Source organism: Algoriphagus lacus (assembly GCF_003583985.1).
In the GTDB taxonomy this organism is placed as follows: Bacteria; Bacteroidota; Bacteroidia; order Cytophagales; family Cyclobacteriaceae; genus Algoriphagus; species Algoriphagus lacus.
Map to the genome: position 1 here is coordinate 292,537 of NZ_QXML01000004.1, position 16,821 is coordinate 309,357.

General features: G+C 45.2%; 14 protein-coding genes. 4 read left to right on the forward strand and 10 right to left on the reverse strand.

Annotated features, from left to right (window positions below):
* Positions 1-6: 6 nt before the first annotated feature.
* The 3 genes from D0X99_RS10315 to D0X99_RS10325 form a co-directional block, all read right to left on the reverse strand.
* Positions 7-453 carry a DinB family protein gene (locus tag D0X99_RS10315; protein ID WP_119477745.1) on the reverse strand — a complete coding sequence of 149 codons (447 nt, stop codon included), beginning with the start codon at positions 451-453 and terminating at the stop codon, positions 7-9.
* Positions 450-1,280 (reverse strand): N-acetylmuramidase domain-containing protein, encoded by an 831-nt coding sequence (locus D0X99_RS10320; RefSeq protein WP_119477746.1) that lies wholly within the window; start codon positions 1,278-1,280, stop codon positions 450-452. The genes D0X99_RS10315 and D0X99_RS10320 overlap by 4 nt, the downstream gene beginning before the upstream one ends.
* Before the next feature lie 76 nt (positions 1,281-1,356).
* Complete coding sequence (locus D0X99_RS10325) at positions 1,357-2,760, reverse strand: DEAD/DEAH box helicase (protein WP_119477747.1); 1,404 nt, start codon at positions 2,758-2,760, stop codon at positions 1,357-1,359.
* A gap of 185 nt (positions 2,761-2,945) precedes the next feature.
* Between D0X99_RS10325 and D0X99_RS10330 the strand changes: the two genes are divergently transcribed.
* Together D0X99_RS10330 and D0X99_RS10335 are read left to right on the forward strand one after the other, a co-directional pair.
* Positions 2,946-4,004 (forward strand): carboxypeptidase-like regulatory domain-containing protein, encoded by a 1,059-nt coding sequence (locus D0X99_RS10330; RefSeq protein ID WP_119477748.1) that lies wholly within the window; start codon positions 2,946-2,948, stop codon positions 4,002-4,004.
* An 18-nt stretch (positions 4,005-4,022) separates the two neighbouring features.
* The gene (locus tag D0X99_RS10335; RefSeq protein ID WP_119477749.1) at positions 4,023-5,894 is read left to right on the forward strand and encodes a gamma-glutamyltransferase family protein; all 1,872 of its coding nucleotides are present in this window, start codon (positions 4,023-4,025) and stop codon (positions 5,892-5,894) included.
* A 386-nt stretch (positions 5,895-6,280) separates the two neighbouring features.
* On the opposite strand, the gene D0X99_RS10340 is transcribed toward D0X99_RS10335, so the two are convergent.
* Positions 6,281-7,774, reverse strand: a complete 1,494-nt coding sequence (locus tag D0X99_RS10340) for a calcineurin-like phosphoesterase C-terminal domain-containing protein (protein ID WP_119477750.1) — start codon at positions 7,772-7,774, stop codon at positions 6,281-6,283.
* Positions 7,775-7,903: 129 nt separating this feature from the next.
* Positions 7,904-8,923 carry an alkaline phosphatase D family protein gene (locus D0X99_RS10345; protein ID WP_119477751.1) on the reverse strand — a complete coding sequence of 340 codons (1,020 nt, stop codon included), beginning with the start codon at positions 8,921-8,923 and terminating at the stop codon, positions 7,904-7,906.
* Between the two features lie 268 nt (positions 8,924-9,191).
* Between D0X99_RS10345 and D0X99_RS10355 the strand changes: the two genes are divergently transcribed.
* Positions 9,192-10,799, forward strand: a complete 1,608-nt coding sequence (locus tag D0X99_RS10355) for an amidohydrolase family protein (RefSeq protein WP_147392217.1) — start codon at positions 9,192-9,194, stop codon at positions 10,797-10,799.
* Between the two features lie 60 nt (positions 10,800-10,859).
* Here the strand turns inward: D0X99_RS10355 and D0X99_RS10360 are convergent, their stop codons facing one another.
* From D0X99_RS10360 to D0X99_RS10375, 4 genes are all read right to left on the reverse strand, one after another.
* Positions 10,860-12,038 carry a serine hydrolase domain-containing protein gene (locus D0X99_RS10360; protein ID WP_119477754.1) on the reverse strand — a complete coding sequence of 393 codons (1,179 nt, stop codon included), beginning with the start codon at positions 12,036-12,038 and terminating at the stop codon, positions 10,860-10,862.
* The gene (locus D0X99_RS10365) at positions 12,035-12,643 is read right to left on the reverse strand and encodes a hypothetical protein (protein WP_147392218.1); all 609 of its coding nucleotides are present in this window, start codon (positions 12,641-12,643) and stop codon (positions 12,035-12,037) included. Before D0X99_RS10365 ends, D0X99_RS10360 begins: the two co-directional genes overlap by 4 nt.
* 100 nt (positions 12,644-12,743) lie before the next feature.
* On the reverse strand, positions 12,744-13,571 hold the full coding sequence (locus D0X99_RS10370) for a LytTR family DNA-binding domain-containing protein (protein ID WP_119477756.1): 828 nt from the start codon (positions 13,569-13,571) through the stop codon (positions 12,744-12,746).
* 5 nt (positions 13,572-13,576) lie between these two features.
* Positions 13,577-14,548: a tryptophan 2,3-dioxygenase family protein gene (locus D0X99_RS10375; RefSeq protein ID WP_119477757.1), complete on the reverse strand. Its 972-nt coding sequence runs from the start codon at positions 14,546-14,548 to the stop codon at positions 13,577-13,579.
* Positions 14,549-14,665: 117 nt separating this feature from the next.
* On the opposite strand from D0X99_RS10375, the gene D0X99_RS10380 reads away from it, so the two are divergent.
* Positions 14,666-15,871: an acyl-CoA dehydrogenase family protein gene (locus D0X99_RS10380; protein ID WP_119477758.1), complete on the forward strand. Its 1,206-nt coding sequence runs from the start codon at positions 14,666-14,668 to the stop codon at positions 15,869-15,871.
* Between the two features lie 77 nt (positions 15,872-15,948).
* Here D0X99_RS10380 and D0X99_RS10385 read toward each other — a convergent pair whose 3' ends face one another.
* Entirely contained in the window at positions 15,949-16,815 is an 867-nt protein-coding gene (locus D0X99_RS10385; RefSeq protein ID WP_119477759.1) for a hypothetical protein, read from the reverse strand.
* Positions 16,816-16,821 lie beyond the last annotated feature (6 nt).

A 16,821-nucleotide genomic window follows, 5' to 3' on the forward strand; every position in this document is an offset into this window, starting at 1 on the left:
ACTTGATCAGTTTCCCAGGAGTCTACGGTGGTAATTAATCTGCCCCAAATGGTAGTTAAAATGTCCGTAAAGGTGGGCCAAAAAGTATCCAATGGACATCGGATATCCGAAAAACGCATGAATCGACATATCTCCCATCCGGCTGGGATCCAGATTCAATAAAGCAGCTTCGACGATCTTTTTCACTTCAGCCAATTCTTCCATCAGTGCTTCCCGAGGTTCGCCTTTTGCTTCAAATTCCCGATCCCTGTTTCTTACATAGGCCACGCCACCCAAATCCATCCCAACAAAATGACGAAGGTTCCCAAAAAGATGTAGGGCTAGGTTTCCGGCCGAATTGGAGATTTGCTGATCAACAATCCAAAGCTTGCTTTCATCCGGATAGCCCATCAACTCCTGGCCAAGTTTATCCAAATCCCGCTGAAAAAGCTGATTAAGTTCTTTTACGTTCATGGATGACTGAGGTGTTTTTGATAGGCTTGGGCCAATTTGATATCGTACTTATTTTGGGCGTAGGCAGGACCATTGTAGCATTTGGCAAATCCTGCCCAGTTTTTATTCCTGAGATGGGTAACACATCCGAACGCTGAAATGTATCTTCCAAATGCTTCCAGTTGGTTTCGTTCATGGAGGTACATTTCATCCACAAAACCTTGCACCGAAGGATAGCCAAGCTTTTTCGCATGGAAACCCATGATTTGATAACTTCCCCAAGAAACTGAAGCCAAAGCGGCTTCCCTTACTTTAGGATCAGGCAGCAGGTTAGCGGCTTTCTCCAAGCGATCATATTCTCTGGTTCCTCCCAGATAATGGGCCTTGGTCCATTTGGAATAAAGCACATCCAAATTGGAAGGATTTGAAATCAACCTTGGATTAAAACCTCTTTCCTCCAACTGTCGCCAGAAAATATGTCCTTCGAATAGAATCTTTGGTCGTCCATCCACCAAAAAACCTTTCCCACTACTTTCCACTTCATTCACTGCTTTTACGGCAGGTAGTTCGAGTTGATGCTTTAGGGCAAAGGCTTTCAGATCCTGTTCTCCCAGAAACTTATCACCTAAAGTCAAAGCTGGGCGGGTTTTGTCAATCAAAACTGTCCAGGTCTTGATGGCTACTTCCCCATCTACGACGAGGTTGTTCTTTTCCTGAAAGTCCCTCACTGCGGAATCGGTCATTTCACCAAAATAACCCGTAGTTGGAATCTGATAGCCGAGTTTGCCTAAAAGCTCCTGAAGGTAAGAGACTAATGGGCCTCTGGATTTGAGTTTTACAGTTTGCATAGCGCTGGATATAAAAATGAAAAGTACTTCAAGATACCTGAAGTACTTCACAAATACCAAAAGATGGCTGGGAAACTCAATCAATCACATTCTTTCTTTGACCGTATTTTGATGGACTGGATTCCTTGGGTTGAGTGGGTTTTGATTCAGCTGAAGCCGGTTGCTGAGCCTGAGGTCTTGGCTTAGGCGGCCTGGGTTGCTCGGATTTTGGTTGCTCAGGTCTTGGTTGATCGGGTCTAGGAGCATCCCCTCCCTGAGGTCTATTTGGTTTTTTCTTTTTCTTCTTGTTTTTGGATGGTGCAGGAGTTCCTGCGTAACCTGAAGCTTTCGCCTTTTCTCCAAGGTATTCAGGTCCTCGCTCAAATCCTTCCGGAAGGGGATTTTGAGTCACTTTCATTCCGATCAGGTTTTCTATTCTCACGAATTTGTGCTGATCTTTTGGATTGACAAACGTGATTGCCTCGCCTTCTTTGTCCGCTCTTGCGGTACGACCGACACGGTGTACGTAATCCTCAGGATCGCCCGGCGTATCGTAATTGATTACCAACTCAATGCCTACCACATCGATCCCACGTGAGATGATATCGGTACCAATCAGGATTTTTACAGCTTTATTCTTGAAAGCTGACATAATATTTTCCCGCTCCACTTGCTCGAGATCAGAGTGAAAAGCTTCCACATCAAAGCCTTTTTTAAGAACCTTATGCAAGGCTTTTACTTTGTCTTTGGTCGAGCAAAAGATAATCACAGCCTCGTAGGCCTTTTGGGAAAGGATATGCCTTACCAAGTCTTCTTTTTGGGTGTCGTAGACAGAGTACATACTCTGAGTAACCCCTTCTGCAGTTTTTCCGAGTGCGATGGAAATCTCCACAGGCTTGTTCAGAATCTTCATGCTGAACTGCCGAATTTTTGCAGGCATAGTCGCCGAGAATAGAATTGTCTGGCGGTTTTGAGGCAGGTAATTGACGATTTTGAGAATATCGTCCGAAAAGCCCATATCCATCATCCGGTCAGCTTCATCCAGAATTAAATGTTCCAAAGAAGAAAGGTCCATCTTTCCTCCAGCAAGTAAAGCAATCAATCTACCCGGAGTAGCCACGACGATTTCAGCACCGGTTTCCAGGGCTTTCTTTTGTTGTTCCCATACAATCCCGTCTCCTCCACCATAAATGGGTACGGAACTGATTCCAAGGAAATAGGAAAAGCCCTGAATCTGCTGATCGATTTGGATGGCAAGTTCACGGGTGGGTGCCAAAATCAGGGTATTCAGAGTCCCTGCACCTGATTTTGAAATTCTGTTAAGGATAGGAAGGACAAAAGCGGCAGTTTTTCCGGTTCCGGTTTGTGCGCAAGCAATCAAATCTTTTCCTTCCATGATGACAGGAATTGCTTTTTCCTGAATCGGAGTGGGTTGATCAAAACCCATTGCATCGAGCCCCTCCTGAAGAGCTGGCTCGAAGTTGAATGTTATAAAATCCAAATTATAAGGTGATTTACGAGAGTAAAAAGGTGTCGGTATCCTTACCGATGTCGGTAAATATACGCCCTTAATGCATAGAAAGCCAATCCTTAAGCCATTGATCTCCTTTCCTTTCATGGAAAAACAAATCAATTGGCATCAATTCCAAGTTTGGCCTATATTACTTACCGATTCTAATCGCTACCATGACTTTTCCCCGCATTGTTGGACTTCTCTTGTTGCTCCTGATGTTTTGGGCCCCTTTAATGCTCCAAGGCCAAAACTTCAGGTTAAAAGGAAGAATTATGGACTTTGACATTCAAGAACCTATCGATGGTGCATCTGTCACCCTCCGCAATACACCTTATGGAGGGCTTAGCAATGGCGCAGGAATTTTTCTGATGGAAAAGGTCCTTTCAGATAAATACACTCTCGCTATTAACTACCCTGGATACAATACCTATGAGCAGGTGATCAAACTGGACAAAGACCTGGATTTGGGTAACATTTTCCTGGTCAAATTTGGAAGTGAAGGTACCGGCTCTGCCTTGCAAAAAACCATCCGTGCCACCAATGTCAGCCGATTGCTGGTGGAGAGGCCCAATTTCATCGGAAATACGTTTTACGGAATTCCACCAGAGCCCAAAAAAGTCGAAGGAAATTTCTACCTCGACAACAAATGGAACATTGCCTCCATCCTCCTCTATCGGGAACAAACGGTCCTGGAAGGCTTTAGGGTACGGTACAACATCAACTCCAATCTGTTTGAATTGTGGGAACCGGAAAGCAGTCAAGTCACCACCGTGCCCGGCTTGCGTATCCAAAACATTGTCTGGATGGACAGTAGCTATCAGGTGCCAAGGTATTTTGTCAACGGCATGGACTTCAGAGAAGACAACGTGCCGATTTCGGGTTTTTTCGAAGTTTTGGTCGAGGGAAAACTGCCTCTGATGCGGCGCACGATGGCAATTTTCAAAGAATCCAATTACAATACAGCACTGATGGTCGGAAACCGAAATGATCAAATCATCAAACGGAATGTCTATTATTACCTGAAGGGAAAGGATCTCTTTGAGGTTCCAAAAAAACGCAAGGAACTCTTCCAAATCTTTGGAGACCAAGCGGCAGCAATTGAAGCTTTTGTGAATGCCAACGGTATCGACCTTAAGGACAGAACTTCCATTTTCCAAATGTTCACCTTTTACAATTCCCAGTTTCCAGGTTTCGTCCCAATCATGGATCAGCTGCTGGATGAGAAAAATTAAATCACCAATTACCCAAATATGAAGAAACTCCTACTTCTCGCATTTATCCTGCTCACCTTCAATTCCCATGGACAAGGTCTCCCCGGACTTGGTGCAGGAACAACCCCCAATAACCGCCCCATCCTTCATGGGAAAAACTGGGTAGCCATCACCGGAAAACCGCTTGCAGCTACCGCAGGAGCGATGGTTTTCCAACAGGGTGGAAATGCTGTTGATGCTGCCTGTGCGATGATTGCAGCCACGTCCACTATGTGGGATGTGCTTTCCTGGGGTGGAGAAACTCAAGCACTCATTTACAATCCAAACACCAAAAAAGTCATCGCGATCAATGCCATGGGTGTGGCCCCAACTGGTGCTACTGTGGATTTCTACAAATCCCAAGGAATGGATTACCCACCACAGTTTGGTCCCTTGGCAGCGACAACTCCCGGTACACCCGGAGGCATCATGACGATGCTGGCAGAGTATGGTAAACTGAGTTTGGAGCAAATTCTTAAGCCTGCGATGGACTTGGCTAAAGGCTATCCAATCGAAGCCCAAACTGCAAATGCAATCGAAACCCAAAAGGCACGAATTAAAGAATGGCCATATTCCAAAAAGGTTTTTCTTCCTCATTTGGGTGAAAAGCGGGAAGCTCCCGAAGCAGGAGAAATTTTCGTTCAGGAAGACTTATACCAGACCTTATCCAAACTGGTGGAAGCCGAGCGGGCGGCGCTGAAAGCAGGAAAAAGCCGAAAAGAAGCCATTTACGCGGCATATGATCGATTTTACAAAGGAGACATCGCCAAGGAAATCGTCCGTGGAACACGCGAGCAAGGCGGGCTTTTCACCGAATCGGATCTGGCCAACTGGAAAGTAAAAATCGAAGAACCCCTTCATGTCAACTATCGGGGAGTCGACGTCTACAAACTTCAGGAATGGACCCAAGGACCGGCTTTGCTCCAGTCCCTGAATATTCTGGAAAACTTTGACCTCCGATCCATGGGTTACAATTCCGCCAATTACATCAACACCGTTTATCAAGCCATGAGTTTGGCGTTTGCCGATAGGGATTTCTACTATGGCGATCCAGCCTTTGTCAAGTCACCCATGAAAGGCCTTCTTTCAAAAGACTACGCAAAAGCACGAGCCAAACTGATCGGAGATGTCAATGATCCGTCAATCACCGCAGGTGACCCCTATCCATTCCAAGGCGAAACCAACCCATATCTGGATTTGCTGAAAAAGAATCAAGAAGCTGTGGCTGAATTGAATCCATCTGAGATCAATTCCACTGTGGATCAAAAATTCCTCAACGACTTCCAAAGCGGAACGACTTCCGTGCAATCCGCAGATGCCGAGGGTTGGGTAGTCTCCGTGACCCCTTCAGGAGGATGGATACCGGCAGTGATCGCTGGTAATACAGGCGTGGGACTCTCCCAACGGATGCAAAGTTTTGTTCTGGATAAAAATCTGAACCCTTACAATCTCCCCGAGCCAGGCAAAAGACCACGGGTAACCTTGACTCCAAGTATGGCAATGAAAGACGGAAAGCCCTACCTCGCATTTTCGGTTCAGGGTGGCGATTCACAGGATCAAAACCTCTTGCAGTTTTTGATCAATGTGGTTGATTTTGACATGAATGTGCAGGAGGCCGTAGAGGCGGCCAATTTCAACTCCTACCAGATGCAAAGCAGTTTTGGAGACCATGAGATCAAGCCGGGAGCGATTACCCTGAGAGAAGACACTCCGGATTGGGTGAGGAAAGACCTGCTCAAGCGCGGCTATGTAATGGACTTCTGGACCAAAACTTCCGGTCCGATCACGGCTATCTGGATCGACTGGAAACACGGTGGCACGTTCTGGGGAGGCGCCAGCAATTACGGAGACGACTACGGGATTGCGTGGTAAACCTTCGGTATGAGGAATTAGGAATGAAAGGAACAAGCCTTCGCTTGTTCCTTTTTTTGTGCCTCTTGGCTTGATTGGTACAAGTATTCAAACTTGAATCTATCATTATGAGGTCTAGGACTGCTTATAAACGCTTCCAGAATTTTTTATTGAAAACTATCTGTAAGAGTCAAACCATATTAATGGTTTTGCATTTGATCAAATCTATCTTCAAAAGATGGTCCTCTACCTTTTTTGCCTACAGCAGTATCTTTAGATGGCAGTCGTTTAGCCAAAAAAGGTACTTTTTTGACCTTTTTTTGAAACAGCTATTCCTTTTTTGGTAGGTAGGTTTTCCTTTGAAGACAGTTCTGTAACCTCAGAAGGTCAAAGTCTTTCCAGCTTTCTTACACCTTCTTCGAATACACGTTCCCAAACCGGTCCTTTACTTCCACCACCAGATTCTCTTTGGATTCGGGTTTGAAGAAAAACATGTGGTCATTTAGTTGCGGCTCAACCCACGAACGACGGGCAGGAAGGTTAGGCCCTGAATGCAGCTCTGTACTCCAGGGATCGACGGCAAGTTTCTTTTCGGCTGCGCCTTTTTTCACCCCGTTTTCAAACCAATTAATCTCCCAAGCGGGATCGTAATTCCAGCAGTTGATTGACATCTGATCCGGAAAGTCGGCATGGTAGCCCACAGGATAGATTCTAAACTGGTCTTCGATGTCCATTCCTGTTCCTTTGTATTTCCAGCGGAGCTCGGATCCTTTGGCCTCATAGACTGCATACCCGTTTGGCGTACCGTCGTGGCAGATGGGACCAGACCACCATGCCCCACAGACTGTGCCATGACAATGTTCGTAAACATGGCCATTGATCATGTTGTCATTGAAGTGGGTATGACCGGAAAGGATGTGGGCTTGGTATCCTTCCAGCATTCGGTAGAGATGCTCGCGATTACTTACTGTACCGCCAAGTGGATCGGTTTTCGGATAGCGCTGGAGATTGCCGGTCACCGTAGGAATATGGAGGGAAATAACGACTGTCTTTCCTTTTTCAACAGTTTTAAGATCCTGTTCCAACCAAGCCAGCTGATCCTCCGGAAGATGTCCGATGTAGCGGGAACCCGCACCCAGGTAAAATACGTCATCCAGCACGATGTAGTGGATTTCTCCGCGATTCCATGAGTAATAGGTCGGTCCAAAATGCCCTTTGAAAGTTCCCGCAGTCCAGGCATCCGAACGCACCCCAAAGTCCATGTCGTGATTTCCGATTACTTGAAAAAAAGGAATGTCATACATCTGAATGGACTGATTGTATTCTTTGAACAGTTCCAGTTTGTCATAAACCAAATCCCCACAGCCAATACCAAATGCATTCGGATCATTAAGGGAGGCAATCGTTTTGACAACATCCGGGGCAGCAACTGTCAGGAGTTGATTGGCTTCAAATTCATCCTGAATCTGGGTGTCGGAAAGCAGCAGGAAATGGTGGTTGGCGTCAGACTGAGTGGTTTTTTTAAGATCAAAGCTCAGGGCCTGTTCCGTTTTGGACTTGTCAATGGCCTGAAAAAAAGAAGCCGAACCATTGGCCTGTTTTTTAATTTCATAACCCCCAGGAAGAGAAACAAACACAAAGTCACGGTCCGAACCGGAAATCAGGTCAAACTCTCCGGCGGCATTGGTTTGCACCACGAGCCGACCATCGGAAACGGCAACTCCAGACAGGCCCTTTCCCGCCGAACTCACTTTTCCCTTGATTCGAATCGGGTAAAAAAGCGTAGGTAATGTCTGTATGGGAAATTCCCGCTGGATCTCCGCTAAGACTGAATCGCCAAAACTCAGCCAAGCGGCAGAGGTCAGGCCAATGCTTTTGATAAAATCTCTTCTGTTGAACATGGATGGGGTGGTGGGTTAGGTTAATTCATCATTCGATATTCGAGGATCGACATTCGAAATTTAAAAATATCGGACTCCGAATGATGAATATCGAACATCGAATGCAAAACTTGATACTAGCTACTTGCTTTACTTAAAATCAATGACTTGAGTGGCGTAAGTCGCTCCTCCTTCGCCTTTGACTTGGAAGGTTACCTCTCCTTTTTTCCAATCGAAAGTAGCCAAACCATAGTTGAGTTTGGCGATCAGATCGCTGACCCGGTAGGAATTTTTCTCCTCGGAAAGCGTGTTCCAAGTATGAGTCAGGCCACTGGAGGTGATTTCGTAAATCCCCTCAGGAAAACGGGAATCAGTCAGCTTCATCACTTCAGCTATGTGCCGGTCTCCGCTCAGAAGAATGGGTGTTTTTGCGCCGGACTTGGCAATCAAATCAAGCAGTCTTTCGCGCTCCTTGGGGAAATTGGCCCATTTTTCATAGGCATGTTCAGTTGGAAGCATTTGGATTCCGGAAACGATGAGGTTGACTTTTGCCGGACTGTTTTTCAGTTCGTTTTCCAGCCAGTTCCATTGAGCGTCCCCTAGGACTTCCCCATTTTCATTGATCTGATAGACTCGATTGATTCGCTCCAGCGTATCCCGGAAGTACCGGGCATCGAGCAGGATTACCTTGACCAAGTCCTCGCCTTTTCCATAAAGATGAGAAGAATAAGCCCCTTCGTGCGATCGCTCGGGTGCGTTGCCTGGAACTCCTAGGAAGTCAAACATCAGGTCTCTCGAGGCTTTCTTTTGAGCAAAAAACTTCCCTCCGTCATTGATCCCGTAGTCATGATCGTCCCAAATACCGATGACTTTTGTCTGGGATTTCAGGGTTTGGTAATCGGCTACTGAATTCTGACGGTCATACTTAGCCTTCAGTGTGTCCATAATTGGAGAATCCCCATAAATATTGTCCCCCATCCAAATCCAGAGATCCGGTTGGTCAGCAAGGATGGGCTTCCAAAGAGGCTGCGGCAAATTCTGTCTGTTGCACGATCCAAATGCCAACGTAGTGATTTCCTGTCCGGAGGTTGCCTGGGGTTGGTTGCTTTTGCAGGAAACCATCAATAACGAAAGGATCAGAAAGGAAATGCCGAGTAGAAGGTTTTTCATTGGAATTGAATTTTAGACTAAAATGTAAAACAAGGAGGATTTTCCCCTGCCCTTTAATCAAATTTATCAATTTCTTAATGCGGGATTCACCTGAAAAGGAAAGTCCATCCCTTGGTTTTATTCGGAATAATCTACAATTTATTGATGGATTTTAACCTGACTATCAGGCGTTCACATCAGTTTTTCGACAATAAAGCATTTCCCAAACGGAGCAATTTCCGTTACCGAAGTGCCAAAAAAGACAACCATCAATTTTTAATTAAAAGCCATGAAACGGAAATTTTCAGATCTGCATTGCCACAACCACATGAGGGCCCATTTTCACATGCAGGAAAAGGCCAAGAAATTCAAACGAAAGGGTGAATTCAGTCCCTGGACGGTCATCGCCTCCAATTCTAAGAATCAGGAAAAAGGAAAAATGGGTGCCAGCTACAGTCAGATTGATTTGGTGAAATGCTGGAACGGTAACCTTCGACTCACCTTCAATTCCCTTTACCCACTTGAACGTCAGTTTGTACAGGGCATGGACCCCAAAATCACCGAAGACAAATGGTACCATTTTGTGGCTAGGGGGATTTTGGGAGATTCCGGCCTGAAACGGGACTTGCTGCAAACGGCCTACATGCGGATTCCGGACAAGGTTATTGACTTTTTCCAGTCCGACGGCTACGATTACTGGGAGTCCCTCAACCGGGAAAAAGACTTTGTACTTCTGGACTCCGGAAAACGAATCAAAAAAAATGAAATCCATGTGCCGGGGGCCTTACTAGGAGATGAAAAAGCAGCAGCCAAACGGGCCAAAGAACATCCAGAATCCTATGTGGCGGAAAATGCCTGTTATCGGATTCCCAAAAACAAAACCGAGCTGCTAAAGTCCCTGTCAGACGATTCGGAGATCACCATGATCCTCACCATCGAAGGAGCACATGCCATCGGAACGGATCGCTGCAAAAGCGTGGAGGACATCTCCGACCGAATCAAGTTTATCAAAGAGCTATGGGAAGTGCCTGTCTTCTTCATCACATTTGCCCATCACTTTGACAATCGTCTCTGCGGACACGCGCATTCCATTCCGGGAATGGGCAAAGTCCTGATGAAGCAAAGGCCTCATATGAATGAGGGATTTCGAAGGAATGGACATCGGATCATCCGGGAGACGCTAGGACTCAATTCAAACGGAGATCGCGATCCTCGTCTGGGTTATCGCATTCTGATTGACGTCAAGCACATGGCAGCGAGATCCCGGGTGGAGTATTACGAACTGGTAAAGGCTTGCCTGGCAAAAGGAGACCGAATTCCTGTGATTGCCTCCCACTGCGGCTATTCAGGTCTATCGACTCTTGCCGAACATATCTCCAAGGAAAAGGAAGAGAAGGATGATCACCAAGGAAAATTCAATCCCTGGAACATCAACATGTGCGATGAGGACATCGAAATGATCGTCCGAACAAGGGGCATGTTTGGAATTTCTTTTGATCAGAGGATTTTGGGAATTACCAAAGCTGATCTGGAAAAAGACAAAACCCGCACTCCCAAACGAAACGGCATTCAACTGATCTGGGAAAACATCGAAGGAATTGCCAAAAGTGCCTACGCTAATCCCAATCTCTCTGATGCGGAAAAACCCCTGATCTGGAAATGCCTGACCATCGGGACAGATTTTGAGGGGTTGATTGATCCGGTAGATCCCTATCCGACCGCACTGGAATACGAGCTTTTTGCCAACAATTTGGTGTTTGAAATCGATCAGGCAAGAAAGAATCCTGCAAATACCCATCTCGCTCACATTCAATCCCGTGAGGATGCGGAAAAACTGGTGGATGACTTCTGCTACACTAATTCAGAGGCTTTTGTAAAAGAGAATTATCCGGTGTAAAAAGAGACGCAAGAATTCAGACATTTAATTGTCTTGAATCTTGCGTCTTAAATCTTATATCTAAGGTTTATCCTTCAAAATCTCCAAATACAATTCATTCAACACTTTTTCAGCCTGAGAATGGATCGGGCTACCTGTCACGGTAGCTAAATTGATTGCAAGGAAGATGTAAGTGTTGCGCTCCGGAAAATAATACAACTGACTTCCTGCTCCCAAACCTCCCCCACTGTGTCCAATGGCTTCCTTTCCTCCAAGTGTGGTAAGGTCTAAACCCAAACCGTATTGCGGCAAAGACTTGGAATCGTTTACCCAGGTTTTCATTTCGCCTAGTGAAGTTGAGCTAATCAACTCCCCTTTCATTAATGCTTCCAAAAACCGGATTCCATCTGCTGCTGTTGTAATAATCCCGTCATCCCCGATCATTTTTCTGACGTTTTGCTTTTGGAGATAGCTTGAGTTTTCCACTATTCCATTGCTATACCGATCCCAGTATCCATCAACCAAAGTCGGCTTTTCCAAATAGGCAGGACTTTCCCGGTAATAGGTATTCTTGAGGTCCAGCTTTTTAAAAATATTTTGCCGAATAAACTCGGCATGATCTCCGGTAAGGTGATCCATCATCAATGCCAGCAAAACATAGCCCGAATTCCGGTAAGAATACCTGCTCCCGGGTTCGAAATTCGGTTCTTTTCCCTTGATCAATTCCATATAATCCAAAGGGGTAAAGGCATGATCTGGATCCTGAAGTAGTACGGTGATGTATTCGGGCAGGTAGTTGTATTCGGGAATTCCTGAAGTATGATTTAGGAGCATGCGCACGGTCATACGATCAGACCCAACAATCCATGCCGCTAATTCTGCAGGCAAGTACTTGGCAACAGGTTGATCCAGATCAATCATTCCCTGGTCCTTCAGTTGTAGAATACTTGTTGCAAGGTAGGTTTTTGAGATACTTTGAAGGTACTGCAAGTTGCAGGAATTCATGGGATTCAGATCCTCGATCCGGGAAAATCCAGCGGCTGAATACCAGCTTTCCTGCTCCGTTTTTACACCGGCCACAATTCCGGGAATCCCCAACTTCACCAGTTCCTCCATTTTCTCCTGGACCTTTGCAAAATGCGAATTGGCAGCAGGAGTATTGGTAGAGTTACACTCATTTTTCTTTTGGGAAAACCCCTCTATAGCCGAAAAGGAGAAGATCAAAATTGCTGAAAAACAGATTTTATAAGTCATTTTCATTTTACCAGTTCGTTAAAGTGAGTACGGGTACCAAACTGAAAAATCGTCTCCGGAACCAAGGGAATGTCCTGATTAAAGCCTTTTAGAAAAATCGCCTGATAGTTGACAAAAGGACTGGTATAGACACTTTCTGAGTAGTCATGAACTCCAAGACCTATGCCGATCGGGATGGCCAGCATTCCTTTCCCTTTTTTTCCGGCGGCGATCCATTCTCGGTTTTTTTGGATAAATGATTCACTGGGTCGGAAGGCAAGCTTATATCCTATTCCTGCCTTGAGTTCGCCAAAAACAGGATTACCCAAATAAGGTCTCCAAGAAGTTTGGGTCATTAGATAAAGACCATTGCCCATGGCCTTGTTTCGGATCCAAAAGAGTGAAAACTCCTGAATCCAGTCGTGGTCACCGTTGTGACTGACTTCGGTACCAATTCCAATCCCCATGTTTTTGAAATTGGCCCCGAGGTTTTTAAAGGGCAGGGAAAAGGATTGAAACTGGAGCGTAAGTGTGACAGGAAAATTCCTGTAATCTGTAGGACCAGAGTCTTGGGCCATTCCTTGAAAGGATGCCAACCAGACCATTAAAAAGAAGAAAATTGATTTTTGCATATGTTTCGGTTTGTGAGGCAATTTTACTTCAAACCATCCCTAGCAAAAGCATAAAGTACCCACAGATTCCCCGAACTGTACCAAAATTATCCCTGAACTGTCAGCGATTTGGCATAAACCAAGCTCGAAATGCAGGGGCTTTAGCTCGGCTTATTCCCAATTCCAAATCAAAATTGAAGCTTGGACCAACCTGCGCTTCCAGTTTGCCATGATCAAGCTTTTTGAATCCCAACAAAACTTGCCGGTGAATGAGAGTCTGTCGGTTTAATCTGAAAAAATCCGACTCCGGGAGGATTTTCTCCCAATAATCCAGGCTTTCATCCAGAAAGTACTTCTTTCCATTCACCGCAAAAAGCAGAACATACTCCTCTTCAATCTTCAACACGGCAAGTTCGGATCTTGGGATGAGCAATTCCTGATTTCCTGATTTGACTGGAATTCCCATTAAGTCAGGCTGAGTTTTGAATTTTTCTTGCTGAATTTCCTGCAGGCTGTGGTAATAAAACAAACCGATGTAAATGCCATTGATCACCAAAAACCAAACTCCGATGATAAAAACATCCATGGAATAGAACTCCGGGATGGCAGGTTTCCCTTTGGCAATCCAGCTGACCATCTCTGTGGTAGCTATAATAAAACTCAAACCGGCAAATGTGGTCAGGACAAGCTGAATCAAAATCCGCTTCGTGGGTTTTGGGCCAAAAGGCATAACATGATCCAACCAAATAATAAGCCTACGTACGATCAGCCAAGCCAAATAGCCTTGGACAGTATCAATTGAAAAAGTCAGCACCAAAAACCCGTTCCATTGAATGTTGGAATAGGTCAAGTAATAATTAAACGCACTGATCACCGGAATCAACAAAAGAAAAATCAGGACATCCGGCCTGTATTTTCTGGAGGTAGAAATAGCTGATTCCTGAGGCATAAAAGTTATCCCTTTTGTATTTCGTCTCCAAAGATTTCCTTTACCACCCAGCCTTTGCCCCACTCTTCTTTTTCTTTTTCTGACCAGAGTTCAGGAAAAAAAATCACCTTCTGAAAACGCGGAGGAAGGTACTTCTGCCAGTTGGTACCTCCAGTAGCGGCGATGTCCACCGGATCCCGCTGAAGGTAACGAACAGCTGATTTGTAATGCGCCAAAGGCCAGAACACATTGGCTTTCAGGTCCAACTGCCGCATCAATTCGGTCAATTCAGCGGTAGGATGATCGATACCCATGAACTTTTGCCAGAGGTTTTTTCGGCGGTAATCTTCAATCAGTTCAGTGAGCTTTTTACCATACTTCGCCTCGAAATTTTTCAGGGTTAAAGTTTTCTGACCGGTAGCCAATTCGATGGCGCCCTGTTGCCAATAGAGATGCTCAAAGAGGTCATCGGCTGGACTATGGTAATCAAACTCGGTCCGCTTGCTCAAGGTTATCAAGTGAAAAGCATCCGTTGCCATCAGTTCGATCTCACGGAATTGCGCACTCTGAAACCCTGAAGAAGGCAAAAGAGACATTCGGAACTTGAGAAACTGCTCCTTTTCCATTCCTTTCCACATCATGGCAAAGGAACTGATCAGGTGATCAAAATACATTAAAATCCGCTCCAATCGGGCTTTGAAAAAGTCCTCCGAAAGCGGATTTTTATCGGCAATCTGCTCCATTTCGGAGATAATCAGCTTGAAATAAAGCTCCGTAATTTGGTGGTAAATGATGAAAATTTTCTCGTCTTTGAAACTGGTTTTGGGCTGCTGTAAGGATAACAGCGTATCCAGATTGATGTATTCCCAATAGGTCAGGTAGTCTGCATAAAGCAGGCCTTCCAGATAAGAAAGCATATCCTGACCGGAAGCCTTGAATTTTTCCTGAAGCTGCTGGATTTTCTCTAAAATCTTTGGGTCAAATTGGTTTTCGTGCATGGGGATTTTTTAGTCAAAAAGGTAGTTTTTTCAGCGCCTTTCTCCTTAATTTCGTGTCGCTGTGGGCTTTTCTTCGCGGCAAAAATGACTGATTCCCAAAAATAAACCAAATATATCATGGAGGCTGTTGAAATTCAGAAATCCCTAAAGCAGGATCTTTTTGAAGGTGTTGATTTTCTTGACTTGGATGATTTGCTCACTGAAGAGCAGAAACTAATCCGATCTTCCATCCGGGATTTTGTGAAGAAAGAAATCTCTCCTTTCATCGAGGACTGGGCTCAAAAGGCATATTTCCCATATGAGATCGTTCGAAAATTTGGAGAAGTGGGAGCTTTCGGCCCACAGCTTCCTGTTGAATATGGCTGTGGCGGTTTGGACTACATTTCCTACGGCCTTATTATGCAGGAAATCGAGCGGGGTGATTCAGGAATGCGGTCAACTGCTTCGGTTCAGGGCTCACTGGTGATGTACCCTATTTACAAATTTGGTTCAGAGGAACAGCGGAAAAAATATCTTCCCAAGCTTGCCTCAGGTGAGATGCTCGGTTGCTTTGGTTTGACCGAACCTGACCACGGTTCCAATCCAAGCGGAATGGTCACCAACTTCAAAGATATGGGCGACCATTACCTGCTCAACGGGGCCAAAATGTGGATTTCCAATTCACCAAAAGCAGACATCGCGGTCGTTTGGGCAAAAAACGAAGAAGGAAGAATTCACGGATTGATTGTGGAGCGCGGGATGGAAGGTTTTTCCACTCCTGAAACTCATAACAAATGGTCACTTCGCGCTTCCTGCACCGGCGAGTTGGTTTTTGACAATGTAAAAGTCCCCAAGGAAAACCTCCTTCCCGGAAAATCCGGTTTGGGTGCACCGATGATGTGCTTGGATTCAGCTCGATTTGGAATTGCATGGGGAGCGATCGGCGCGGCAATGGACTGCTATGAATCTGCCAGAAGATATGCTGCAGAGCGAATCCAGTTTGGTAAACCAATTGGTGCATTTCAACTGACCCAAAAGAAGTTAGCTGAAATGCTGACTGAAATCACCAAAGCTCAGCTTTTGGCCTGGAAAGTTGGTAAGATGATGAATCAAGGCAAAGCCCGAACAGTTCATATTTCAATGGCTAAGCGAAACAATGTGGAAATGGCATTGAATATTGCCAGAGAAGCCCGTCAAATCCATGGTGGTATGGGCATTACAGGAGAATATCCGATCATGCGTCATATGATGAACCTGGAATCGGTGATCACTTATGAAGGCACGCACGACATTCATCTTTTGATCTTAGGTAATGAAATAACCGGGATTCAGGCATTCAAGTAAATGTCATAAAAAAACCCTTGGAAGAACATTCCAAGGGTTTTTTGTTTCTGCTGCTTGTTGTACTACAACAGGTTTTTTTATTTGAATTTACCAGGATTTTCCATGAGTTCCCGCAGGTCTTCCGGACTTGTTTTCTGCTTTCCAGTTAAAAGGTAAATAATCATTCCGGCATCAGAAGGATCAAACTCCTCTCCTTTTTGGGCAGCTACCAACCGACTATACAACCAATCCCAGGAACCTTTCTCGAAAGGTTTTTGATCTTTTTGGGGGGAATTTTTCAGCCAGTCAAACTTACTGATGTTGGTCTTTAAGCCTTCGTAATCCGTTCCTCCATTTTGGTCTGCGATATGGTCCATTTGAAGACCATGACGCTTGAACGCTGAATCTAATTCTGCCCAAGTCCAACCGGTATGAGTTTCCCATTCGTAAGGTTTGTCGGCGTGTTCGTCATTCCAGGTCGAATGGGAAATCAATCGGACAAATTTCAGTTTGGTTGAATCGGCTTCATTCAGGGAATTCCCGATCACATCCATGGGTCCTGCAGCTATAATTGTCAGGGGATCTTTGGCTGAACTTTTATTAATCTGAAGTGTCAGTTCAATGATAGCGTAATTTGGGGCAGCAACCGCTTCGATAAACTTAGTCTTTTTGAAGCCAAATTTATTGCCCCCAATGAATGCACTTTCTCTCATTTGTGCATCAGCACCTTTTTTCTCTTTGTTCGAGCCCCAAGTATGGTCACTGAAGGTATACACGACCAATTGATCCTGAAGCTCTTTGGAAGCCAACAAAGCCAAGCTCATTGGTGTCGCTGCCCAGTCGTCCTCATCGTGTTCATTTCCGTCCGAACTGATCACTATTCGCCCTTTGGAATAGGGAATTGTTTGTGCAACAGAAGCAGTAAAAACAAAAATCAGAACTGCAGAAAGTGAAAATAATCTCATATGTGG